This is a genomic window from Mesorhizobium sp. WSM2561, from assembly GCF_000513915.1.
In the GTDB taxonomy this organism is placed as follows: Bacteria; Pseudomonadota; Alphaproteobacteria; order Rhizobiales; family Rhizobiaceae; genus Mesorhizobium; species Mesorhizobium muleiense.
This window is the reverse complement of record NZ_AZUX01000014.1, coordinates 129,628-151,884: the sequence shown is the minus strand read 5'-3', so window position 1 is coordinate 151,884 and position 22,257 is coordinate 129,628. Positions and strand designations below refer to the sequence as shown.

The following is a 22,257-nucleotide window of genomic DNA, read 5'->3' as shown; positions in this document are numbered from 1 at the left end:
TCACGCCTCCATCGTCTTGATGCGCGTCGTGCGCGGCAGGCAGGCAACGCCTTCCGGGATGGCGAGGATAATGTCGACACCACGGGGGAAACGCTGATTGTTCTGCTTCCATTGTTCGACGAAGTGGCGCGGCATCTGCGCCGGCGCGATTGTCGCGGTTGTTTCGATGCCAGGACCTTCGAGCAGCAGCGGCGCGCCTGAGACGAGATCGCTGACCTGCAGGATCAGCGTCGTCGAGCGGTCGGGATAGTCCTGGGTGCCTTGTGAAAAGCCGTCGAGCGCCATCATCTCGGCCGGCGTGGCGATCAGCGCGAAATGCGCATCGGCTGGCGTGTGGGCCAGTGGCGCGCCGGTGTGGAAGCCGAGCCAGGATTTCACCGCTGCTGGGGCCTGCAGAACGAGGTCGAGCCAGAGCGGCGTGTCGTTGTCGCACAGCGCCAGCGCGATGGCGCCCGCGGTGGCCGACAGCGGCGCCGGCGGGCGGGCAAAGACCGGCAGAGGCTGCAGGGTGCCCGGCCGCGCCATTGCGTCCATCACGGCGCGGAACACTGTCTGGGCGTCGAACACCGGATCGGCAAAGCCGCCCTCGATCGCCCGGGTTGCGATGTCCATCAGTCTTCTCCGCGCACCATGGTGAAGAAATCGACCTTCGTTGCCGCCGTCTCGGCGCGCCGCCGCTCACGTCCGCTGGCCAGTGCGGCCTGCAGCGGCGCAATGAGTTTGCTCTCGACCTCGTTGCGGCGGGTGGGATCCTGCCAGAGCGCGTCGGCGATCGCCGCCAGTTTTGCTTTCTGCTTGTCACGGCCCAGCGCGTAGCAGTGGCCGACTTCCCCCGAGGCAAGCCGCACCGTCGCGCGGGTGACCGTCGCCTCGCCGACGTTGAACGGCGCGCCGCCGCCGCCGATGCGGCCACGCACGGTGACCAGGCCGGTTTCGGGGCCACGCAGGAGTTCTGCTTCCGAAGGCAGGCCGGATTCGTTCCAGAGGCGGACGATATCGTCGCCGGTCGATTGCGCCAACGTCGCCATGACGGCCTTGCGCTCAAGCTGCTGATCGCGCGCTTCCTGTCCTCGCATGGTTAACATTCCCTTGCATCGAAAATTCATCTATTGATATAGACAATTATACAAATTATATCTATTTTTTAAAGCGTGTCCATGACGGATGGATGACAGCGCGAAAAAGATCGGGGCAAAGAGATGATCGGTCAGCAGATGGCCAGCAGCTTGGAGCGGCGCAGCGGCGTCGCGCTGTGGCGGCAGATCGCCGACCAGATCCTGCATTCGATCGCCGTCGGCGACTTTGCCGAGAACGCTGCGCTGCCACCGGAAGTTGCATTGGCCGAGCGCTATGGCGTCAACCGCCATACGGTGCGCAGCGCCATCGCCGCACTGGTGCAGGATGGCGTGCTCAGGGCCGAACAGGGGCGCGGCACTTTTGTGCTGTCGCGCAAGCGGCTGTCCTATCCGATCGGCGCCCGCACCCGCTTTTCCGAGGGCTTGCAAGGGCAGGCGTCGGAGCGCCGCAGCGTGCTGCTCGAATCGGCGGTCGAGCCGGCCAGCCGGCGCGTCGCCGAAGGGCTGGGGCTTGCCAGGGGTTCGACTGTCATACGCCTCGAGACACGCGGCGAAGCCGATGGGCAACCGGTCTCGCGTGCCACCGGCTGGTTCGACGCGGCTCGCTTCGCCGGCATCGATGCCGCCATGGCTGAAACCGGATCGGTGACCGCCTCATTCCGGCGTTTCGGCATCGGTGACTATCTCAGACAATCGACGGTGCTGTCGGCCCGCCACGCGGACGCCGCCGACCTTGCCGATCTTAATCTGCAGCCCGGCGCCATCGTGCTGGTCACGGTCGCCGTCAACGTCGGGCCGGACGGCCAGCCGATCCAGTTCGCCGAAACGCGGTTTCCGGCTGAGCGCGTCGAGCTCAAGATATCGGCGCTTTAGGTTCGATCTTATCCGACCTGGATGACGGCCTTGATCAGGCCGGATTTCTCATGCGACCAGCGGGCGAGGTCGCGCGGCGTCTCGCCAAGCGTCGTGCGATGGGTGACGAGCTTTGCCAGCGGCACCGCACCGTCGCGGATCGAAGCGGCGACATGATCGAAGTCGGCGCGCAGCGCGTTGCGGCTGCCGATCAGCGTCATTTCGCGCTTGTGGAATTCAGGATCGGAAAAGACGATGTCGTCCTTGACGACGCTGACCAGGACCAGCGTCCCGCCATGCGCGACATGGGCGAAGGCCGACTGGACGGACTGGGTGTTGCCGGTGGCATCGAAAATCACGTCAAAACCTTCGCCGTTGGTCGCCTCGCGCACCAGATCGGTCGCAGACTGCCGCGAACCGTCGAGGGTGGCGAAGCCGAGTTCGCTTGCAGCAAAACCCAGCCTCTCCGCACTCATGTCGAGCAGCGTTACGTCGAGGCCGGCGATGCGGGCAAACAGCGCTGTGCCGAGACCGATCGGCCCGGCGCCGATGACCAGCGCGCGCGCGCCGGGATCAGCCAGCGAGCGCCGCACGGCATGCGCGCCGATCGCCAGGAATTCGACGGCGGCGGCATCGGCCAGCGACAGGCCGTTGGCCGGGTAAAGATTTTGCGCCGGCACCAGGATCCGTTCGCACATGGCGCCGTCGCGGTGGACGCCGAGCACTTCGATCCTGACGCAGCAATTCGGCTTGCCTTGCCGGCAGGCGATGCATTTGCCGCAGGCGAGATAAGGATTGATGATCACCGGCTCGCCCACAGCCAGATCGACGCCTTCGCCGGCCTCGATCACGGTGCCGGAGACCTCGTGACCCATGATGCGGGGATAGGCGAGGAACGGATGTTTGCCCTCGAAGATGTGATAGTCGGTGCCGCAGATGCCGACATGACTGACCGCGACCAGCGCCCAGCCCGGCGGTGGTGTGCTCGGCGCCGGGCGGTCTTCCACAACAAGATCGCCGGGCGAACGGCAGATGACGGCTTTCATGCTTTGATCCAGTCGGTTCATGGCGCCGCCGGCCCGATCGCCGGGCCGGCGGTTGTTAAGATGGTCTATTTGCCGCGGCGGCGCAGGCCGTCGAAATAGACGATGACGATGATCAGCACGCCGGTAATGATGCGCTGCCAGAAGGCATTGACGTTCAAGAGATTGGCGCCGTTGTTGATAGTGGCGAGGATGAAGGCGCCGAGCAGCGGTCCGTGCACCGAGCCGACGGCGCCGAACAGCGAAGTGCCGCCGATCACCGATGAGGCGATCGCCTGCAGCTCCCAGCCCTCGGCCTGTGTCGGATTGCCGATGCCGATGCGTGAGGCAAGCAGCACGCCGACAAAAGCCGCACACAGGCCCGATAGCGTATAGGCCATGTAGATGGTGCGCTGGACGTTGACGCCGGACAGACGCGATGCCTCGGCGTTGGAGCCGACCGAGAACAGATACCGGCCCCAGCGGCTGTGATGCAGGAAAATGTAGGCGGGGATGCCGACCAGGATCACCATCCAGAACAGATTGGGGACGCCGAGGAACGAGCTGCGCGAAAACAGCTGGAAGGCGTCGTTGTTGATCGAGATCGAGTTGCCGTTGGTCATCAAAAGGCCGATGCCGCGCAGCGAGGTCAGCGTCGCCAGCGTGATGATGAAGGGCGGCAGGCCCATCTTGACGATGCCAAAGCCGTGGAACAGGCCGATGGCGACGCCAACCAGCAAGGTGATCAGGATGGCGAGGTAAATCGGCACGCCGGCATTGATCAGCATCGCAACGATGACGGTGGCGAAGCCAACCACGGCGCCGACGGAAAGGTCGATGCCGCCGGTGATGATGACGAAGGTCTGGCCGACCGCCAGGATGGCGATCATCGAACCTTGCCGCAGCAGGTTCGAGATGTTGTTGGCGGAGGCGAAGCTCGGCGTAGCCACCGACAGGATGACCCACAAAAGAACCAGCAGCGCCAGCAGTGTCAGCCCGAACAGGGCGTTGTAGTTGCGTTTCGGCCTTTCGGCCGGGATCGCCTCGGTGCTCATATCTGTCCTCCCGGTTTTTCTTGTTTCTCGGCCAACGCCTGGGTGAGGATCTCCTCATGGTCGGCAGTGTGGAAACCATGAGTGGCCACCAGCTTGCCGCGCCGGAACACATGCAGCGTGTCGGCGAGTTCATAGACCTCGGGCAGGTAGGACGAGATCAGGATGATGCCGGCGCCCTTGGACAACAGTTCGCCGAACAGGCGGTAGATCTCTGCCTTGGTGCCGACATCGACGCCAACTGTCGGCTCGTCGAAGATGAACAGCTTGGCGCCGTGCGCCAGCCATTTGCCGATGACGATCTTCTGCTGGTTGCCGCCGGACAGGCTGGAGGCGAGCGCGTTGCGCGTCGGCGTCTTGATCCTGAGATTGGCGATCTGGCGATCCGCCTCGGCCTTCTCCTGCGCGCTGGAGATCAGCAGATTGCTGGAGATGCGCTTGTAGATCGGCAGGTTCAGGTTGAGGCCGACCGGCAGGTTGAGGCAGAGGCCCTGGTCGCGGCGGCTTTCCGGCGCCAGCGCCATGCCGAGCCTGATGGCGTCATGCTCGGAGTTGACTTGAACCTCCTTGCCCTCCCAGAGGATCTGGCCGGCCGACTTGCGATGACGGCCGTAGAGCGTTGTAACGAACTCGCTGCGCCCGGCGCCGATCAGCCCGTAGAGCCCGACGATTTCGCCGGCACGGACCGTCATCGAGACATTTTCAAAACCATTGCCGGAGAGATTTCGGGCTTCGAGGAGCGTCGCGCCCGGGGTAAAATGCTCCTTGTGATAGACTTGCTCGATCGAGCGGTTGATCATCATCTTGACCAGCTCGGCGTCGTTGGTCTCGGCGATGTTCCTGGTGCCGACAAGCGTGCCGTCGCGCAGCACCGAAACGCGGTCGGCGAGCTCGAACACCTCTTCCATGCGGTGGCTGATGTAGATGATGGTGACGCCTTCGCCCTTCAGCCGGCGGATCAGCGTGAACAGCTGGTCGGCCTCTTTGCGCGTGAGGTAGGCGGTCGGCTCGTCGAAGATCAGGAATTTTGTGCCGCGCACGGTGGCGCGGGCGGCGGCGATCAGTTGCTGCTGGCCGATGGTCAGGTCACCCAGCACGACATGTGCCGGCAGGTCGAAGCCGAGATCGTCGATGATCTTCTGCGCTTCCCTGACCATGGCCCGCTGCTGCAGGATGCCGAAGCGGGAATCCTCCTCGCCGAGGAACATGTTGGCCGCGACAGTGAGATGGCGGCACAGAACGACCTCCTGGTGCACGGCATTGATGCCGAGCGCCATCGCCTCATGCGGCGTCGCCAGCGCTGCCGGCTTGCCCTCCCAGATGACGTCGCCGGAGGTGCGCGGCATGACGCCGGTCAAAAGCTTGATCAGGGTGGATTTGCCGGCACCGTTCTCGCCGACAATGGCGTGGATTTCGCTGGCCTTGAAGGCGAGGTTAACCGGCTTCAGCGCGTGCGTGCCGGGATATCGTTTTTCCAGTCCCTTGAGTTCGAGGATCGTCCTGCCCGGTTCCAGCGTTGGGGCGGGATGCAGTTCCTGCGCCGTCGACGTCATGACGTTCCTCCCAATTGGCCTCCCAGATTGGCCTCCCAGATCGGCCTCACGAGTGGCACGCGTGTAGGTCGTTTCCGGGGCAAAAAGCCCCGGAAACGGTGTGCCAATGCCGGTGCTCAGTCGAGCTTCGGATTGAGCAGCGCGTCGATCTTCGGATCTTTCATGTTAGCCTTGGTGACGAGGTTGGCGCCGGTATCGACATTGGCCTCTACCTTCTCGCCCTTCGAGGCAGCGAGCGCCGTCTTGATGCCGTCATAGCCCATCCGGTACGGATCCTGGACGACGAGGCCGGAAATGACGCCGTCATTGAGGAACTTGACCAGCTTCTCGTCGCTGTCGAAACCGATCAGCCCGACCTTGCCGGCAAGGCTGTTCTCGGCGATCGCCTGACCGACGCCCTGCGCCATGATCAGGTTGGAGGCGAAGATGCCCTTGAGGTTCGGGTTGGCGGTGATCAGGTCGGTTGCGATGTTGAGGCCGGTGGTGGCCTGGCCGTCGGCGTATTTGTCGGCAATGAGCTTGAGGCCGGGATATTTGGCGGCAAGCTGTTCCTTGAAGCCCTGGGCGCGCTGCTCGAGCGAGCCTGCACCCGGAAGCGCGGTGATCAGGGCGACGTCGCCCTCGATTTTGCCGCCATTGGCTTCGCCGATCGCGGCCGCCAGCCCGTCAGCGGCGACCCGGCCGCCCTGGATATTGTCTGTGGTCAGGAACGAGGTGAAGGCCTTGGAGTCGGCGCCGGAATCGATGCCGATGATCTTGACGTTGGTGGCTGCCTCGTCGATCGGCTTGCCGAGCGCCTTGGCCTCGGTTGGTGCGATGACCACGGCAGCTGGGTTGCCGGCGACGGCGTTTTCAAGGATCGAGATCTGGCCGTTGACGTCGGTCTCCGCCTGGGCGCCGAGTTCCGGCACGTTGACGCCGAGGTCCTTGCCGGCCTTGCGGGCGCCGGCCAGCACGATCTGCCAGTAGAAAGAGGTGGTGTCCTTGACGATGATCGGAATGGTTACGTCCGCCGCCGAAGCCGGCGCCGAATGCATCACGCCGGCAAGCATCGAGGCGGCGGCGAGCGCCACGAATGCGCGGCGGTTGAGAATGCTGGTCACGAATTTCATTTAGACTTCCTCCCTAGGTCGCCCGGTGAACGTAGCGGAAGCTCGGTTTGGATAGGCGCTGGCCAAACGGAACTTTATCAATAAAAAACATTTACCGCATTTTGATAGTGCATAGGTTGGGTCGACGCAAGCGGTGTTTCGTATCGTCCTGCCTATGCCTCGACCGGAAGGGAGTGCCGATCCTCATTGCCAAACCCCCTCCCCGAAAAGGTATGGAATATTAATTCCATCTTCTGGTCAAGATGGAATATTCATTCTTTTTTGAAGCATAGGGTGAGGCGCCTCCTGATCGCACCGTCCGCCGTTCAACCGGCGAAGGCCGCAGCGCATCAGCCGAGCTTCTGAACGACCGTGTAGGGATCATATTTGGCGAATTCTGTTTCGGGCACCTGGATGTCGAGCAGTTGCAGATTTCGTTCCAGATTGGCCGGTTTGGCGGTGCCCGTCAGCACGGAAGCCACCACAGGCTCGTGCAGCGGGAACTGGAACGCCGCCGCGGCAAGCGGGTAGCCGCCCTCGGCAGCGATTTTTTCCATGGCGCCGATGCGGTCGAGAATGTCCTGGGTGGCCGGCAGGTAGTCGAAATGCGCGCCCGGCACCGGGCCGGTCGCCAAAATGCCCGAGTTGAAGACGCCACCGATGATCAGCGAGGTCTGCCGTTGCCGGCAAAGCGGCAGCAATTCGGCTTCGGCGGGTGCGGTCGAGCAGCGAATAGCGGCTGGCGAGCAGGATGCAGTCGAGCGGCGCCTGGCGCAGCACATCGAGACAAATCTGCACCTCGTTGACGCCAAGGCCGTAGGCGGAAATGACCCTGGACGACTTCAGCTCTTCCAGCGCGTTTAGCCCGCCATCCATAAACTGGCGGAAATGCAGCTTCGTTTTCTCGACGCCATGCGTATAGACGCCGATGTCGTGGACGAACAGGATGTCGATTCGATTGAGGCCAAGCCGCGCATAGCTGAACTCGACGGAGCGCATGATACCGTCGTAGGAATAGTCGTAGTCGGGCGCAAAGGGCAGCGGATCAACATAGGAATGGTCCGGAATCCGGTCTTCCGGCACCGGCCGCAACAGGCGCCCGACCTTGGTCGACAGCACGTAGGAGTCCCGCGGCTTGTCGCGCAGGAAATCGCCGAAGCGGCGTTCCGAAAGGCCGAAGCCGTAGAACGGCGCGGTATCGAAATAGCGCAAGCCGGCATCCCAGGCGCCCTGCAGCGTCTGCATCGCCGTCTCGCGTGGGCAGGCTCGGTAGAGCCCGCCGACCGCCGCGCCGCCGAAGCTGACCTCGGTTATTTCCAGCCCGGTGCTGCCGACACGGCGTTTCTTCATGCAAAGCCTCCCACCGGCCATTTGCCGGCCCCGTCCATGTCTTAAGTCAGTTGGTGGCTGTTCTAGAGGGTCGCTCCAAGGTGCCACGGCACGAACTCGTTGTCGCCGTAGCCGAACTCCTCGCTCTTGGTCTTGCGGCCGGAAGCCGTCGCCACGATCAGCTCGAAAATCTCGCGGCCCATGCCGGCAATGGTCTTTTCGCCCGAGGCGATGACGCCGCAATTCACGTCCATGTCCTCTTCCATCGTGTGGTACATGGTCGAGTTGCTGGCGACCTTGATCGACGGTGTCGGCCGGCAGCCGAAGCAGGAACCGCGGCCGGTGGTGAAGACGATGACGTTGGCGCCGCCAGCCACCTGGCCGGTGGCGGAAACCGGGTCGTAGCCGGGCGTGTCCATGAACACCAGCCCGTGGCCGGCGACCTTTTCGGCATAGCCGAAGACGCCGTTGAGCGGCGTCTGGCCACCCTTGGCGACCGCGCCAAGCGACTTCTCCAAAATGGTGGTCAGGCCGCCGCGCTTGTTGCCGGGTGAAGGATTGTTGTCGATGGAGGCGCCATGCTTGGCGACATGATCTTCCCACCACTTTACATAGCCATCGAGCTTGGCGGCGATCTCCGGGGTCGCCGCGCGATAGGCCAGAAGGTGCTCGGCGCCGTAGATTTCCGTCGTCTCGGAAAGAATGCCGATGCCGCCGACGCCGGCCAGGATGTCGACGGCGGCGCCCAGCGCCGGATTGGCGGTGATACCGGACATGCCATCGGAGCCGCCGCATTGCAGGCCGACGACGATCTCGCTGACCGGGATCGGCTCACGCTCAAGCTTGCCGACCTCCTCTGATATCTCGGCCAGCACGACCAACGCCTTCTCGACCGATTTGCGCGAGCCGCCGGCTTCCTGGATGTTGAAATGGCGCTTTCCCGCGGCGACGCCCTTCTGGCCATAGAGGGTGAGCTGGTTGACCTCGCAGCCGAGACCGACCATCAGCACACCGCCAAAATTCGGGTGACGGGCATAGCCGGCCAGCGTGCGGTGCAGCACCATCATGCCGTCGCCGGTGGCGCTCATGCCGCAGCCCTGGCCGTGAACGATGGGAACGAAGCCGTCGATCCCCGGATATCTGGGCAGCAGCGTCCGGTTCGCCTCGTCGGCGATGGCGTGGCAAACGGTGGCCGAGCAATTGACGCTGGCGAGAACGCCGATGAAGTTGCGCGTGCCGGCACGGCCGTCGGCGCGGCGGTAGCCCATGAAGGTGCGGGCGCGATCGGCCTCTGTGGCGTGCACGGCCTCGCTCGGCGGCACCACCGGCAAACGCCCGGATTCGAAGACCAGATTGTGCGAATGGACATGCTCGCCGGGCGCAATGGCTTCAGTGGCGCGGCCGATCGCCTGGGCGTATTTGACCACGGCCTCGCCGGCGGCAATCGGCTTGATCGCCACCTTGTGGCCGGGTTCGATCAGCGCCGTGACAACGGCGCCGCCCGGCAGCACCGCGCCGATCTCGATGCGGCCGTTGGCGACCGCGACATTGTCGGCGGGGGACAGAAGAATGCTGTTTGCGGTGTTCACGGGCAGTTTCCTGGGTGTTCCTGGGATCGGCAAGCGATTGACACGCGCCTGTTAACGGTTAATGTCTTTTATCGTGAAAAAACAGTTTTGCGTCAAATTGTTTTTTCATGACGAAGCCGCGCGTTCTCGTGAATGCGCAGAGGACCGGACACTGGAACCAGGCCTGACTTCCGAAAAGCGATTCCGCTTCCCGGGAGCCTGCGCCAGAAGCATCTGCATATCGCGCTTCAAGCCGGCCGCCGCAAGCGCCGGCGCGCAACGGGGCAGGGGATGTCGAAGAGCAACAACGTCTATAAGGACGCCTACAATCGCGGTTTGCGGCTGCTCGACGAAACGAAAAGCCTGCCGTCGGAGCCCGAGCTGGGCACCCTGCTTGGCGTCAGCCGCACGACGATCCGCACCATCCTTGCGCGCATGGAAGAGACCGGGCTGATCGCCTGGAACAAGCGCAGCAAGACGGTTTTGCGCGTGCCGCGGCCGGACGACTTTTTTCCCGAGGAAGAAACCGACACGCTCTCGCAGATCATCGAGCGCTCCTTCATGCGGCGGCTGCTTGCCGGCGGTGCTGAGCCCGGCATGCAGATCAACGAACTCGAGCTGGCGCGCGAGATCGGCGTTGGCACCACCAGCGTGCGCGAGTTCCTGATCCGCTTTTCCCGCTTCGGGCTGATCGAGAAGCGCCGCAACAGCCATTGGGTGCTGAAAGGCTTTACCCGCGCTTTCGCGCTGGAACTGACCGAAATCCGCGAGATGTTCGAACTGCGCTCGGCCGCCGCCTTCGCGGCGCTGCCGGAAGACAGCCCGGTGTGGGCCGACCTCGACCTGCTGGAGGACGAGCATCGCCTGCTGGCGCGCGAGATCGCCACGCGCTTCAACGAATTCTCGGAACTCGACGAGCGCTTTCACCGGCTGATCCACCGCGCGTCGCACAATCGCTTCATCGTCGATTTCTACGACGTCATCGCCATGATCTTCCACTACCACTATCAGTGGAACAAGGCGCAGGAGCGCGAGCGCAACGAAGTGGCGGTCGCGGAACACCTGGCCTATATCGCGGCGCTCAAATCGCGCGATCTCGGCAAGGTAGACGCCGCCTGCCGCAAGCATCTGAAGTCCGCGCGGCACACGCTGCTGACGTCGATTCCAGAAGGCCAGCAAACGTAGTGAGCTTTAGGTTGTTGCATTAAAGCGCCGCGTTGCCGCAGTGGTAATTTGGCGATTTTCCGACCGCCGGCCGCGTGCTAGATATCTTGCCGTTGCTGCGTGAAGAGGCAGGTCTTTGAACATCCGGCGGAGACGATGGAGCATGCCGGCGGCATTTGCCGCGGCCTATTTGCTGGTGCTCCAGTCGGTGCTTGGCGCATTCGCCTTCGGCATCGGGCCGGATGCTTCGCAACGCGACGCTTTCGGCAACGTCATCTGCACCCAGGAGGGCGCGGCCCAGCTTCCAAGCGGCGATCCGCACCGGCAGCACATGCCGGCTTGCTGCATGCCTGGCTGCGGCATGGCTTCGGCTGTCTACGCGCCGCCGCACGCCGCCGCCACGCTGTCCGGCAATTTTTCCGTCGAAACCGTGGCGTTTGTGCTGCCGGCGTTCAGGCATCTCGACTTTGCCCGCGACCGCCCTCCGTCGAATCCGCGCGCGCCTCCGGTGACGGCCTGATCCGTCCCAGTTCGCCTTGCGGAATATTTCGCGGGCGAATTCGTTCAACATCGAAACTGTTCGCGACCGGCCGACGGCGCGATTTCTCAGTTCCCGGAGCTATCATGTCTCACACTTTCCGCGCGCGGCTCGGCCGCAACAGCCGCTTCCTGCGCAGCTTCGAGGAGCGACTCGGCGTTACCGTACTCCTCCTCGCCCTGCTGTTCGTCAGCGCCCAGGCCGTTTTCGCGCATGAGTTCAGGGTTGGCGACCTCGAGATCGTGCATCCCTGGTCGCGCGCCACGCCGCCCGGCGCCAAAGTGGCCGGCGGCTATTTCACCGTCACCAACACCGGCAGTTCGCCGGACCGGCTGCTGTCGATCTCCTCGGAAATTTCGGCCAAGGCCGAATTGCATGAGATGGGCGTCAAGGACGGCGTCATGACGATGCGGCCGGTCAGCGGCGGCCTCGAAATCCCGGCCGGCGGCAAGGTCGCGCTAGCGCCCGGCGGTTATCACTTGATGTTTATCGGCCTCAAGCGTCAGCCCAAACAAGGCGAGAAGTTTTCCGCTGCGCTGACCTTCGAAAAGGCTGGCACTGTCACCGTCGAGTTCGCGGTGGAAGGCATGGGCGAAACGGGCGGCATGCACGACCATGCCAATTGATCCGGCCAGATCCGCACAATTCAAACTCGAGGAACCATCATGAACAGGTATCTTCTGTCGGCCGGCGCGTTTTTCGTCCTGGGGACAAGTGCTGCCTTTGCCCACATTACCCTAGAAGCGCAGGAGGCGGCGGTCGGTTCGACCTACAAGGCCATCCTGCGCGTGCCGCATGGCTGTGAAGGCAAGGCGACGACCGCCGTGCGCGTGCAGATCCCGGAGGGAGTGATTTCAGTGAAGCCGATGCCGAAAGCCGGCTGGACGCTGCAGGTCAAGAACGGAAGATACGAGAAATCCTATCAGCTCCATGGTCAAGAGGTGTCCAGCGGCGTCAAGGAAGTCAACTGGAGCGGCGGCAGCCTGCCGGACGAATTCTACGACGAATTCGTCTTCCGCGGGACACTGGCGGCGGATCTGCCGGCAGGCCAAACGCTCTACTTCCCGGTGGTGCAGGAATGCGAAGGCGCCGCCGAACGCTGGATAGAGATTCCAGCGGCCGGCCAGGATGAGGACGCGCTGGAATATCCGGCGCCCGGCCTCAAGCTTGCGCCGAAGCAATGATTTTTTGGCGGCGCGCCTTGTTCGAAAGAGCGCGCCGCTGTTTTTGTGCCGTGACATGAGTGCTGCATCCCTGCTGCGAACGGTCTGCACAACCGGCCGATTTGCGATCTGCCTGCTGGCTGCGATCGTGCTGCTTGCCGCCATTGCCGCGCCAGGTCAGGCCTTCGCCCACGCGGCACTGGTCACAACCGAGCCTACGGACGGCGCCGTGCTGGCGCAGAGCCCGGCGCAGTTCTCGCTGACCTTCAGCGAGCCGGTGTCACCGCTGATGCTGACCTTCGTGCGGCCCGATGGAACGCCGGTTCCGCTGACATCCTTTCGGCTCAATGGCCAGACGCTCGACATCGACAATCCGCAACGGCTCGGATCCGGCACGCATGTGCTGAGCTGGCGGGTGATCTCCGCCGATGGCCATCCGGTCGGCGGCTCGGTGCTGTTTTCGATCGGCGCGCCGAGTGCGGCGCCGGCCGTCGCCGAAGCTGTCGACCGGGGCCTGAGGTCGGCAATCTGGATCGGCAAGGTCTTTCTCTATTTCGGCCTGTTTCTCGGCGTCGGCGGCGCCTCTGCCATCGCCTGGCTGGCGAAGGGCGGGCGTTCCGGCCGGCGCTTCGTCATCGCCGCGATCCTGTGCGGCCTCGTCGCGGCGCCGTTTTCGCTCGGCTTGCAGGGACTGGACGCGCTCGGCGCACCGTTCGTCCGGCTGGCGCAGCCAGGCGTGTGGCAGGCCGGGCTCGCCACCAGCTTCGGCTGGACGGTGCTGGTCGCGCTGGTGGCGCTCGGGCTTGGCCTGCTGTCGCTGGTCGGGCCGCGCGGCGGCGCAAAGCTGTTTGCCCTGGTTGGCCTGGCCGGTGTCGGCGCAACCCTTGCCGCCAGCGGACATGCAAGTGCTGCCGAACCGCAATGGCTGACAAGGCCGATGGTGTTTCTGCACGGCGCCGGCATCGCGTTCTGGGCCGGGGCGCTGGCGCCGCTCGGTCTCACTATCAGGCGGAAGCCGGCCGAGGCCGCGCCTTTCCTGCATCGGTTTTCCCAGGCGATCCTGCCTGTCGTGGCCGTGCTTGCGGCCACCGGCTTCGTGCTGGCTGTCATCCAGGTGCAGGCGCCCGCAGCTTTGCTCGAGACCGCCTATGGCCGGCTGCTGCTGGTCAAGCTGGCGCTGCTGTTGTTTCTGTTCATTCTGGCCGCCATCAACCGCTGGAAGCTGACCGGTCCCGCGGAAGCGGGAGAGACGGAAGTACAGAAGAGGCTGGTCCGCTCGATCGGCATTGAGATGCTGATCGTTTTGGTGATATCAGGCGTTGCCGCCGGCTGGCGCTTCACGCCGCCGCCACGCGCCCTGGCGATCGCAGCGGCGCAGCCGGCTTCGGTGCATATCCACACGCCGAAGGCGATGGCCGACCTCAGCATCACACCCGGCCATGTTGGGCCGGTTGCCGCCTCGATCATCATCATGACCGGGGATTTCGGCCCGTTCGACGCTGAGCAGGTGACGCTGGTGCTGTCAAAACCCGAGGCCCGGATCGAGCCGATCAAACGCGCGGCGACAAAGCGCGTCGATGGTACTTGGCGTGTCGACGATCTCGTCGTCCCGGCCCCGGGCCGATGGACGGCGCGGCTCGATATTCTCGTCTCGGATTTCGAGATCGTGAAGATAGAGGCACCGATCTATATCAGGTGATGAGGACCAGCCGGCAGTCTGCGCAACACATTTCGGAGAGGCAGTTGACGCGGCCTTGAAGGCCCGTCATTCATTTCGGCAAGATTGGCATCTCGACAAGAATGGCATCCCAAGAAGAATGGGCACCGCTACAAATCGCGCCTCAACAAAAGATCCGAAAGCAGGGAAGAAACGATGGAAAAAGCCGAAATCGGCCTGATCGGCCTCGGCACGATGGGCTCCAACCTGGCGCTCAACATCGCCGAGAAGGGGCACCGCATAGCCGTTTTCAACCGCACCGCGGCACGCACCGACGCCTTCGTCGAGAATGCCGGGGCGCTCAGGGATATGGTTGTTCCCTGCTACAGCCTGGAGGAACTCGCCGCCGCCATCCGGCCGCCGCGACCGATCATCATCATGGTGCTGGCCGGCAAGCCGGTCGATGAGCAGATCGCGGCACTGCGCGGCGTGCTGTCGGCCAACGACATCGTCATCGATGCCGGCAACGCCAATTTTCGCGACACGATGCGGCGCTTCTCCGAGCTTTCCGATTCGGGTCTCACCTTCATCGGCATGGGCGTGTCCGGTGGCGAGGAGGGCGCGCGCCATGGACCGTCGATCATGGTCGGCGGCACGGAACAGTCCTGGAAACGCGTCGAAAAGGTGCTGACCGCCATTTCGGCCAAGTTCAGGGATGAGCCCTGTGCCGCATGGCTTGGCACCGATGGCGCCGGGCATTTCGTCAAGACCATCCATAACGGCATCGAATATGCCGACATGCAGATGATCGCCGAGATCTACGGCATCTTGCGCGATGGGTTAGGCATGGGGCCGAAGGAGATCGCACAGGTGTTTGCCGGCTGGAACAAGGGCCGGCTCAACTCCTACCTGATCGAGATCACCGCCAGGGTGCTGGACGCCGACGATCCGAAGACAGGCAAGCCGGTGGTCGATCTCATCCTCGACCGCGCCGGCCAGAAGGGCACCGGCAAATGGTCGGTCATCGAGGCGCAGCAGCTCGGCATTCCGGCCACCGCGATCGAGGCCGCGGTGGCGGCGCGGGTCCTGTCGTCGATCAAGGACGAGCGCCTGGCCGCCGAAAAGGCCTATGGCAAAGGCGGCGTGACCAGGATTTCCGGAGACAAGGACGCGCTTCTTGGCGATCTCGAACTGGCGCTGTTCGCCGGCAAGATATCAGCCTATGCGCAAGGCTTCGCGGTGATGAGCGGCGCATCGAAGGAATTCAACTGGAACCTGCCGATGCCGACCATCGCCAAGATCTGGCGGGCCGGCTGCATCATCCGCTCGCAATTGCTGGACACGATGGCGGAAGCCTTCGGCACCGGCGGGGCGGCCACCAATCTTTTGATGGCACCGGCCTTCATCGCGATGATGCAGGAGGCGCATCCGTCGCTGCGGCGCATCGTGGCAAGTGCGTCGGAGGCCGGCTCGCCGGTGCCGGCGCTGTCGTCGGCGCTTGCGTATTTCGACAGCTACCGCCAGGGCCGCGGCACCTCGAACCTGATCCAGGCGCAACGCGATTTCTTTGGCGCGCATGGCTTCGAGCGTATCGACGGGCAGGGCGCCTTCCATGGCCCCTGGGGGAGTGGGGCGGCGGGTTAGCGACCAATATTGGTCGCAGAGGAGCACTCTGACTATTCCCGAAAGCTGCCGCTAATCGTGCACGGACGGTCAGATACGACCAGCACAGGCTATAGCGTTCGGTCACGTGATGGGAGACCGATGCAGGCGCACTTTGTGGTTCAGCCACCTTCTGCAGAACTCGTGCGTGCGCTCAGCAATCTCGGCATCCGGATTGACGATAAAAAACGTGCGACAACTGTACGCCGTAGCCCGGACTGCCAGTGCAGGCCTGCCAAGCGCGCGAATCCAATGGTCGACTTCTGCGTCGTGACCGCCTTTGAACCTGCTGTTGTGGTGATAGAGTACGGCGCACCTGCCTGCGCTGAGTTCACTGGCCTCGGACAGCGACAACTGCTTGCCGAAAGTTGGCGACCGCCGACGCCACTCATCGTCCTCAACGAGCCCATTATCCGGATCAGCAAACACGATTTCAGCTTGGGACAATCTCGCCAGACAATTGTCAAACCAAAGCCTGCGCGCAGCGCTTCGTTCTGGTGCGGGTAACCGCACTGGAACGGGTTCATCTACAAAGGATGTCTCAACATCAAGAGCCCACTTTAGGGAATGTATGGATCTAGCAGCGACAACTTCGTCCGAAAGATGATCGAAAAGATCCGGGTCGAGGTGTCTCCATTTGTCTGGCTCTCGGAGGTACGCTGTGTGCCTACCGTCTGCGTTGTGGCATTCGTCCGGATAGAGAAACCAGGCCACTCCGAGCCGTCGCTGCTTCTGCAATGACCTGAGGAGCGCGAGCTTGATATAGTCTCCAATATCACCGGCGTAACGATGCTGCAATTCTCACCTACTGGCGCGGAGCCACAGTACCATTCGCCTTGACCTGCTCTTGGAGAGCCCGAATCGCGGCAGTCAACTGATCAATTTGGCCGGAAACTGTCTCGTAATCGCCCTGCCTGCGTGCAATTACTGAAACCTTGGACGATATTGCCTCCAACAACTCTCCATGCCGACGAACTAGAATTCCTTGATCCTCATACTGAGAAAAATAACGTTTGCTCTCGCTACGTGCATCATCGACGTACTGCTTTGAGAGGTCTACTTGTGAATTGATCGTCGAAATCATCCCTTGAGCGAACGAGACGGCCGCCGCGATCAAAACGAGAGCACCAACGACTGAGGCAATGGAGTAGATTCTTGTTTGACGCTCGGCGCTGACGGCAGCGTCGCTGGCCGTCTTAAGGGCGCCTCCGATTGAACTCTGAATCGGCACACTTGTGGCGCCTCCAGTTCCTTTTGCCGCTTTAGTTATGAACTTATGAATATCCCAGTATCCTGAGTTGCTCGGCTTCGCGCCAATGCCTTTTTCGGTATTGTTTAGATTGAACGTCGTCCTAGTGAACTCCAACCATATTAGACCGTCGTCCTTAGATATCTCATAGTCCTCGGACGTCAGATTATGTAGGGGTATGCAAAGTTTCCCCCAAAAACCAGGGTCAACTAGGGGGCCAGTGCCAAGAAGAAGCCCACGATGGACGTGCTCGATATGAAGATTAAATCTAACTGCCACATAATTTGGAAGACGAAAATCGATCGCTTTCAACAAATACAATAGAATTGGCTGGTATCTGGAGCTTTCGACCACTGAAATCCGCGGGTTTCAGCTTGCGTCCATCGAAAATATATGCAGTGTCTCCAATCCTTCCCTCGTAGCTGGCCTTCTTCAGTCGGGGTTTATTTCCTCCAATATGGAAGGGGGATATTAGGCCAGTGGACATAACAAATGAATATATGTGTTCTGCCGAAAGTAGAGACGGCGGTACATCTTTTACAGCATCCGGCACATGGTTACCATCTAAAGATTCGGCTATCTCTGTTGCTCTATCCCTGGAGAGAACTTCCTCTTCCTTGATGGGGAGTGCGGGGATCATGCGACAACCTCCTCCCTATGTAGAAGGGTACTTCCACTAAACCCAACCAGGTCGACCTTTGCCCCAATTCTTTTCTCAATATCTTGAATGAAATCGATGACCTTCTGTCGGCCTGCGCCGGCAGCATGATCTTTCGAGACGTAGTCAAGATGGTTCAGGACGATCCGGTGGGGGGCATTTGCCGAGATTGCTCGTCTCACCAGTTTTTCATCAAATGTACCAACGCGGCGGAGGTTTCGTGTAACGGTAGTATACTCCCGAATGTCGTCAGACCGTCCTGCATCTTTTGCAATCTGTTCCCACGTGGTCTCCCCTGCCAGCGGCCCGGAGTCTCCGGCCACCCGGATCGGGAATGTTCGTAGGACCATACATATGTCATCGACATATCTCGGGCTCAGTCCCGCTTCCGCTAGCGCGGCCGCCGCGGTGGTAGACCGCGCCGTAGCCTTCGGCCAATACCATCCGTCTAGCAAAGAGAGGCCAAAGCCCTGCGAACCTTCAATTACAATCCTATCACCACGAAGCACCCGTTGCTGAAGGATTGCCGTGGTATCGAATAGCCGGATCGAGTAGCTTAAATCTTTTGCGTGGACGGCCCGGACAGGAAAATTAAGCGCCTCTCTCGCAACCGATGCCATCACAGCAGCGCCTACCCCTGATCCAGTAGAACCAAGTGTCCCGACTAAACCTGCGCTTGCCTCCCAAGCTTTATGATCACCCGTTATGATGTTCGCGTATTCGTTTATAAATATTCTTTCTCGAGGAAAATCTAAGGCGTCGGCCTCGTGAAACAACAATTCTATATCAATGTATGAGCCCGCGGGAAAAAATACATCGACGTTGAGATCGATACAAGCTGCAGGTAACTGGCGGAGTGCCCATCTTCTTCCATTCCGGTCATAAGCGGTATGGCCAGAGTTCGGCCCCCCTACACGGACCACAGTAACCGGTTCTCGGCTGCGCCGGACAATCTCAAGCGCAACTTTTCCCTTCCCCTCCGATCCGAACTGGCCACCGACTACGATCGAGATTGGCATGTCTTTGCTCTCGTTTGGGCCGCAAGGTTCATCGCGAACGGGCTGATGTCGTCCTTCGACCCCACGTTTGGGAATACAATATCGGCAAGGGAACGCAGGGTTTGCACCTGGCCCTCGACGTCAGATGCACTCGCTGCATCGAAATCGCCATCCGCCGGTCTGAGCGCATATCTTTGCCGACGGGTGTTCTCGTCCGCATCCACGAAGACGTGCAGAAAGCTGCCGCCGGCGCGCTCAGCAAGAAAGGCATGGTCTTCAGGGAAACGCAGTCCATCTACAACGATCGCTGAGGCATCGCCTACACGTGACAGGGTCTGCTCAGCGAGCCACCTCTGGCGGCCAGTCCGGTTGATCTCGTCCCCGAGCGCCTGTCGATGATGCCGATCAAGGGGCATCCCGCGGCTTTTGAGTTCTTCGTCGATCACGAGGCTGAAACGGGTATAGGCGAACCCCAGTTTTTCGAGAGATTGAGCGACGGTCGTCTTGCCAGCCGCGATGGGGCCGCTGATCCCGATGATGATGGGATGTGCTTTGCCATCAAGCTTAGGGATGATCAGTGGCGGCTCTTCAGGTGTTCCCATCGCTTCAACAAGCCCTGACAAGTGGAACGACCCCACCAAAGCCGAGGTGATCGCATCGAGTTCATCATGTGACGCGACCGCCAAATCCCCAATCACACCAAAATCGGCGAGGCCTAGCTTGAGCCACTCGATGCCGGCCCCCTTTCTGGGGATGCGCATGATATCCTGCGCCGCGCCGGGGTAACTTTCAATAACCGGAACTCCAAGACGCCTGAGTGACGTAGCTAGCCGAATTCCCCGTGCCGTGAGTTTCTGCATGCTGGGCAGCAAGCAAGGATAGACGTTGACACCACGCCTCTTCAGCTCGCGCTCACACTCGCGCATGATGCCAAAGCGTGCCCTACCGGGATCAGAATCCTCAACGCTAACCCGTCCTGCCGGAAGGCAAAGGGGCGAGTCGATTGAAACTAGATCGGGCTTGCTGCTCAGCGTCAGCTCCAGAAGATCTGCATCCGTTAAGACGGTCTTGAACGACGCCTTCTTGCCCTCAAGAAGGCACCAGCCGGAACCACGAGCCTCAGACCCTGTGAGATCGATGCCAACAACACGGACTCCTTCTGCAGGAGTGCCACCCAGCAGCTGATCGAAGGTGGGAGCAGACGACAACTCCGCCCGAGCGCTCGGGAACGGAGGGATCTCCATCCATCCCGAAGGGGCTGCCCACTCTCTGAGGGCCGAACGTTGCAGAAAGAGGTCGGGCTCGATCTGAAACCGATCTACGACATGATCGAAGATGGCGCCCATGGCGGCGATATCGGCTCGGTTGTACCGGACAAGCGTTTCCAAGGCGGCGACATCGCCACGCAGATAACGATGCCAGAGCAAGACGGCCGCGAAACCATCGACTTCCGCGATCTCGCCGCGCAGATCGAGCCCTAGCTCTCGTTCGATGGCCTTTTGTCCGCCAGTGAGGCCCACGCGGCGGCAGAGGTACATGAGGTCGATGTGATGGACAGGAAACGCCACATCGGGGAATTCCTGCCGGATGAACCTCTGGTCGAACCTGATGCCATTGAAAGTTACGAGGGCAAGCGCGTGCCTGGCATCCTCGCGCAAGCGGTGATGGCTGTCCCCCTTGACTATTGTGGAAGCCCTGCCAGCAATCGACCAACCGATGACGGTGATCTCGTCGTAGTGGTGGCTGAGGCCAGTGGTTTCGATATCGAGAAACAGAACGCGCTCAGGATACTGGCTGCAGAGGTCCAGCTGCTCCTTCAGGCGGAGTGGAAGGTGGGGCCGGCGTTCCCCCGGGGGCGGTCGGGCGAGCATCACGCCATGACTCCGGCAACGCGATCAAGTCTAGCCGCCCGGAAGATGACCGGCGACGTATTCCGGCTCACGCGATAGGCCATCGCGTCTACGAAGACGATGCTCTTTGGCCCCGCTGCCAGCACTCTCAAAGCTCCGATTGTTTCCCCGCGCTAGGCTATCTCTTTAAGGTCCTTTTGGCGATTATGGTGATTCGTTATACAAGGATATTTGATACCGGCGAGGCATGCACGGTGACTGTTTGAAGCGCAAGAAAACTGAATACGTGGTGGGAAAATGCGACGTCACAATCGAGTCGATTGTCGACGATTCGTCACGCCTCCACGATTATGGGTTCAGCCGCGCAACATGGCACCGTGGCGCGCGCCTGATGCAACGTCTTGGATCGGATCAGGCACGAGAGCTCATGGACACAAGAGCTGATCGAGCGCTTGCCCGGGGCGATCTCAAGATGTGCCACAAGTGGCGCGATCTTATGGGGGTTATCCATGCGATCGAGTCAGAGGAACCTCAACCGACAGACAGAATCCATTAGGCTGCTTGATCCACAGGTATCGGCTCCACGGCCCATGAGGCAAAGTCCCCGCCGATCAATACGGCGAGTTCTGCGCATAACCTCTGAAGCCTCTCCTCCAGCGTCCAGGGCGGGTTGCAGATGGCCATTCCGCTGCCCGCCAGCGTGACACCATCGCAACGGAAGGGGCAGAACTCAGCCCGAATTGCGTTCTTGAACCCTGCATCTCGGACCGCATTGGAAACGCTATCGCCCAGTGTGGTGTCTTTGATCGGATACCAGATCGCGTAGATGCCCGTCGCCCACTTTCGAAATCCGGATTTGAGCGCCTTGGCTATGCGATTTGACTCGTCCTTACCTTCGAACGGAGGGTCAATGAACACCAAGCCCCTGCGCTCTGCGGGCGGCAGCATTGCCCCGATCGTCTCGTAGCCGTCGCGGTGGTGGACATATACGCGACAATCCCTGCGGTAACGCTGCTTTAACGCCGCTCCATCTTCTGGATGCAGCTCACAGACGATCAGACGGTCGTCTTCCCGCAACGCTCGTCGGACAAGCTCCGGAGAGCCAGGATAGAATCTTAGGTCCTGCTCGTTGAGCGATTCGAGCACGTTTGAGTACATGGGCGCTGACGAGAGGGGGCGGCCGAAGACCTTATTCACGCCTGCGTCCCGTTCGTTGGTTCGCATGGCTTCATCAGATTGAAGGTCGTAGACGCCTATACCTCCATGCGAATCTAGCACGGCAAATGGCTTTGGCTTCTGACGCAGGTGTTCGAGAATGAGGGTCAATGCTGCGTGCTTGAAGACCTCGGTGTGGTTGCCTGCATGGAAGGCGTGTCGATAGTTCATCCAATATCAATCTTATCACATCCGACGACGAGCCCGGCTATCACGCAGGCCACTGGAAAAGAAGGTCGAAGCAAGAACGTGTCCTGCGCGAACCGCAAGCCAGCATCTTCCCGCTCCGCTGTTATCCGTGGAAAGCCTGAGGACCTGCGGCGAAATGGCGCGTTTGGACTTGTTCTGTTCTCACGAATCGGCGCAGAAATGCAGGATGACCCACTCTGCCAGCGTCGCACTGCTGTCCGCTTGAGCACCTTGTTGGCCGAAAACTGGCTGTCGGCAATGGTGCCTTAGTTCCGGCAGCAGACATCAGTGGGTGGCACGAACGAGGTTGATCAAGCGCGGGAAAGGACCTTGCCCTTTGCATCTATCGACACGATTTTGGACCGATGTCG

20 protein-coding genes and 1 pseudogene are annotated in these 22,257 nt (G+C 61.5%); 8 read left to right on the top strand and 13 right to left on the bottom strand.

Annotated elements, in window-relative coordinates:
• Both phnH and phnG read right to left on the bottom strand, forming a co-directional pair.
• A complete protein-coding gene (phnH, locus tag M727_RS0113455; protein WP_027153117.1) occupies positions 1-612 on the bottom strand; it encodes a phosphonate C-P lyase system protein PhnH in 612 nt (203 codons plus the stop codon).
• Positions 612-1,076 carry a phosphonate C-P lyase system protein PhnG gene (phnG, locus tag M727_RS0113450; protein ID WP_027153116.1) on the bottom strand — a complete coding sequence of 155 codons (465 nt, stop codon included), beginning with the start codon at positions 1,074-1,076 and terminating at the stop codon, positions 612-614. Before phnG ends, phnH begins: the two co-directional genes overlap by 1 nt.
• A 123-nt stretch (positions 1,077-1,199) precedes the next feature.
• Between phnG and phnF the strand changes: the two genes are divergently transcribed.
• Positions 1,200-1,949 carry a phosphonate metabolism transcriptional regulator PhnF gene (gene phnF, locus M727_RS0113445; RefSeq protein WP_027153115.1) on the top strand — a complete coding sequence of 250 codons (750 nt, stop codon included), beginning with the start codon at positions 1,200-1,202 and terminating at the stop codon, positions 1,947-1,949.
• Positions 1,950-1,957: 8 nt separating this feature from the next.
• Here the strand turns inward: phnF and M727_RS0113440 are convergent, their stop codons facing one another.
• The 6 genes and pseudogenes from M727_RS0113440 to M727_RS0113415 form a co-directional block, all read right to left on the bottom strand.
• Positions 1,958-2,974 carry a zinc-binding alcohol dehydrogenase family protein gene (locus tag M727_RS0113440; protein ID WP_027153114.1) on the bottom strand — a complete coding sequence of 339 codons (1,017 nt, stop codon included), beginning with the start codon at positions 2,972-2,974 and terminating at the stop codon, positions 1,958-1,960.
• A 65-nt stretch (positions 2,975-3,039) separates the two neighbouring features.
• Positions 3,040-4,005, bottom strand: coding sequence for an ABC transporter permease (locus M727_RS0113435; protein ID WP_027153113.1), 966 nt, complete (start codon positions 4,003-4,005; stop codon positions 3,040-3,042).
• Entirely contained in the window at positions 4,002-5,555 is a 1,554-nt protein-coding gene (locus M727_RS0113430) for a sugar ABC transporter ATP-binding protein (protein WP_027153112.1), read from the bottom strand. The genes M727_RS0113435 and M727_RS0113430 overlap by 4 nt, the downstream gene beginning before the upstream one ends.
• A 116-nt stretch (positions 5,556-5,671) precedes the next feature.
• The gene (locus tag M727_RS0113425; RefSeq protein ID WP_027153111.1) at positions 5,672-6,667 is read right to left on the bottom strand and encodes an ABC transporter substrate-binding protein; all 996 of its coding nucleotides are present in this window, start codon (positions 6,665-6,667) and stop codon (positions 5,672-5,674) included.
• Positions 6,668-6,996: 329 nt separating this feature from the next.
• A pseudogene (locus M727_RS36390) lies at positions 6,997-7,996 on the bottom strand (aldo/keto reductase).
• 62 nt (positions 7,997-8,058) lie between these two features.
• A complete protein-coding gene (locus tag M727_RS0113415; protein ID WP_027153110.1) occupies positions 8,059-9,564 on the bottom strand; it encodes an altronate dehydratase family protein in 1,506 nt (501 codons plus the stop codon).
• Between the two features lie 270 nt (positions 9,565-9,834).
• Here M727_RS0113415 and M727_RS0113410 point away from each other — a divergent pair, with 270 nt between their 5' ends.
• The 7 genes from M727_RS0113410 to M727_RS41485 all read left to right on the top strand — a co-directional run bounded on the left by M727_RS0113410 (position 9,835) and on the right by M727_RS41485 (position 16,234).
• The gene (locus M727_RS0113410) at positions 9,835-10,728 is read left to right on the top strand and encodes a GntR family transcriptional regulator (RefSeq protein WP_027153109.1); all 894 of its coding nucleotides are present in this window, start codon (positions 9,835-9,837) and stop codon (positions 10,726-10,728) included.
• 142 nt (positions 10,729-10,870) lie between these two features.
• Positions 10,871-11,227, top strand: coding sequence for a hypothetical protein (locus tag M727_RS0113405; protein ID WP_027153108.1), 357 nt, complete (start codon positions 10,871-10,873; stop codon positions 11,225-11,227).
• A gap of 104 nt (positions 11,228-11,331) precedes the next feature.
• Positions 11,332-11,871: a copper chaperone PCu(A)C gene (locus M727_RS0113400; RefSeq protein WP_027153107.1), complete on the top strand. Its 540-nt coding sequence runs from the start codon at positions 11,332-11,334 to the stop codon at positions 11,869-11,871.
• A gap of 39 nt (positions 11,872-11,910) precedes the next feature.
• The gene (locus M727_RS0113395) at positions 11,911-12,429 is read left to right on the top strand and encodes a YcnI family protein (RefSeq protein ID WP_027153106.1); all 519 of its coding nucleotides are present in this window, start codon (positions 11,911-11,913) and stop codon (positions 12,427-12,429) included.
• Between the two features lie 55 nt (positions 12,430-12,484).
• A complete protein-coding gene (locus tag M727_RS0113390; protein WP_027153105.1) occupies positions 12,485-14,107 on the top strand; it encodes a copper resistance CopC/CopD family protein in 1,623 nt (540 codons plus the stop codon).
• Between the two features lie 174 nt (positions 14,108-14,281).
• Positions 14,282-15,709: an NADP-dependent phosphogluconate dehydrogenase gene (gene gndA, locus M727_RS0113385; protein ID WP_027153104.1), complete on the top strand. Its 1,428-nt coding sequence runs from the start codon at positions 14,282-14,284 to the stop codon at positions 15,707-15,709.
• Between the two features lie 120 nt (positions 15,710-15,829).
• Complete coding sequence (locus tag M727_RS41485) at positions 15,830-16,234, top strand: hypothetical protein (RefSeq protein ID WP_156941532.1); 405 nt, start codon at positions 15,830-15,832, stop codon at positions 16,232-16,234.
• Positions 16,235-16,532: 298 nt separating this feature from the next.
• Here the strand turns inward: M727_RS41485 and M727_RS0113375 are convergent, their stop codons facing one another.
• From M727_RS0113375 to rlmJ, 5 genes are all read right to left on the bottom strand, one after another.
• Positions 16,533-17,093, bottom strand: coding sequence for a hypothetical protein (locus M727_RS0113375; protein WP_156941531.1), 561 nt, complete (start codon positions 17,091-17,093; stop codon positions 16,533-16,535).
• 151 nt (positions 17,094-17,244) lie between these two features.
• On the bottom strand, positions 17,245-17,616 hold the full coding sequence (locus M727_RS41480; protein WP_156941530.1) for a hypothetical protein: 372 nt from the start codon (positions 17,614-17,616) through the stop codon (positions 17,245-17,247).
• Positions 17,613-18,653, bottom strand: coding sequence for an adenylosuccinate synthetase (locus tag M727_RS39930; protein WP_084646717.1), 1,041 nt, complete (start codon positions 18,651-18,653; stop codon positions 17,613-17,615). The genes M727_RS41480 and M727_RS39930 overlap by 4 nt, the downstream gene beginning before the upstream one ends.
• Positions 18,635-20,503 carry a ribonuclease H-like domain-containing protein gene (locus M727_RS39150; RefSeq protein ID WP_084646716.1) on the bottom strand — a complete coding sequence of 623 codons (1,869 nt, stop codon included), beginning with the start codon at positions 20,501-20,503 and terminating at the stop codon, positions 18,635-18,637. Before M727_RS39150 ends, M727_RS39930 begins: the two co-directional genes overlap by 19 nt.
• 531 nt (positions 20,504-21,034) lie before the next feature.
• On the bottom strand, positions 21,035-21,868 hold the full coding sequence (gene rlmJ / locus M727_RS0113345; RefSeq protein WP_027153099.1) for a 23S rRNA (adenine(2030)-N(6))-methyltransferase RlmJ: 834 nt from the start codon (positions 21,866-21,868) through the stop codon (positions 21,035-21,037).
• Positions 21,869-22,257 lie beyond the last annotated feature (389 nt).

Excerpts from the sequence above, each read along its gene's own strand:
- phnH (WP_027153117.1), bottom strand. The coding sequence starts at position 612 with ATGGACATCGCAACCCGGGCGATCGAGGGCGGCTTTGCCGATCCGGTG.
- phnG (WP_027153116.1), bottom strand. The coding sequence starts at position 1,076 with ATGCGAGGACAGGAAGCGCGCGATCAGCAGCTTGAGCGCAAGGCCGTC.
- phnF (WP_027153115.1), top strand. The coding sequence starts at position 1,200 with ATGATCGGTCAGCAGATGGCCAGCAGCTTGGAGCGGCGCAGCGGCGTC.
- M727_RS0113440 (WP_027153114.1), bottom strand. The coding sequence starts at position 2,974 with ATGAAAGCCGTCATCTGCCGTTCGCCCGGCGATCTTGTTGTGGAAGAC.
- M727_RS0113435 (WP_027153113.1), bottom strand. The coding sequence starts at position 4,005 with ATGAGCACCGAGGCGATCCCGGCCGAAAGGCCGAAACGCAACTACAAC.
- M727_RS0113430 (WP_027153112.1), bottom strand. The coding sequence starts at position 5,555 with ATGACGTCGACGGCGCAGGAACTGCATCCCGCCCCAACGCTGGAACCG.
- M727_RS0113425 (WP_027153111.1), bottom strand. The coding sequence starts at position 6,667 with ATGAAATTCGTGACCAGCATTCTCAACCGCCGCGCATTCGTGGCGCTC.
- M727_RS0113410 (WP_027153109.1), top strand. The coding sequence starts at position 9,835 with ATGTCGAAGAGCAACAACGTCTATAAGGACGCCTACAATCGCGGTTTG.
- M727_RS0113405 (WP_027153108.1), top strand. The coding sequence starts at position 10,871 with ATGCCGGCGGCATTTGCCGCGGCCTATTTGCTGGTGCTCCAGTCGGTG.
- M727_RS0113400 (WP_027153107.1), top strand. The coding sequence starts at position 11,332 with ATGTCTCACACTTTCCGCGCGCGGCTCGGCCGCAACAGCCGCTTCCTG.
- M727_RS0113395 (WP_027153106.1), top strand. The coding sequence starts at position 11,911 with ATGAACAGGTATCTTCTGTCGGCCGGCGCGTTTTTCGTCCTGGGGACA.
- M727_RS0113390 (WP_027153105.1), top strand. The coding sequence starts at position 12,485 with ATGAGTGCTGCATCCCTGCTGCGAACGGTCTGCACAACCGGCCGATTT.
- gndA (WP_027153104.1), top strand. The coding sequence starts at position 14,282 with ATGGAAAAAGCCGAAATCGGCCTGATCGGCCTCGGCACGATGGGCTCC.
- M727_RS41485 (WP_156941532.1), top strand. The coding sequence starts at position 15,830 with ATGCAGGCGCACTTTGTGGTTCAGCCACCTTCTGCAGAACTCGTGCGT.
- M727_RS41480 (WP_156941530.1), bottom strand. The coding sequence starts at position 17,616 with ATGATCCCCGCACTCCCCATCAAGGAAGAGGAAGTTCTCTCCAGGGAT.
- M727_RS39930 (WP_084646717.1), bottom strand. The coding sequence starts at position 18,653 with ATGCCAATCTCGATCGTAGTCGGTGGCCAGTTCGGATCGGAGGGGAAG.
- M727_RS39150 (WP_084646716.1), bottom strand. The coding sequence starts at position 20,503 with ATGCTCGCCCGACCGCCCCCGGGGGAACGCCGGCCCCACCTTCCACTC.
- rlmJ (WP_027153099.1), bottom strand. The coding sequence starts at position 21,868 with ATGAACTATCGACACGCCTTCCATGCAGGCAACCACACCGAGGTCTTC.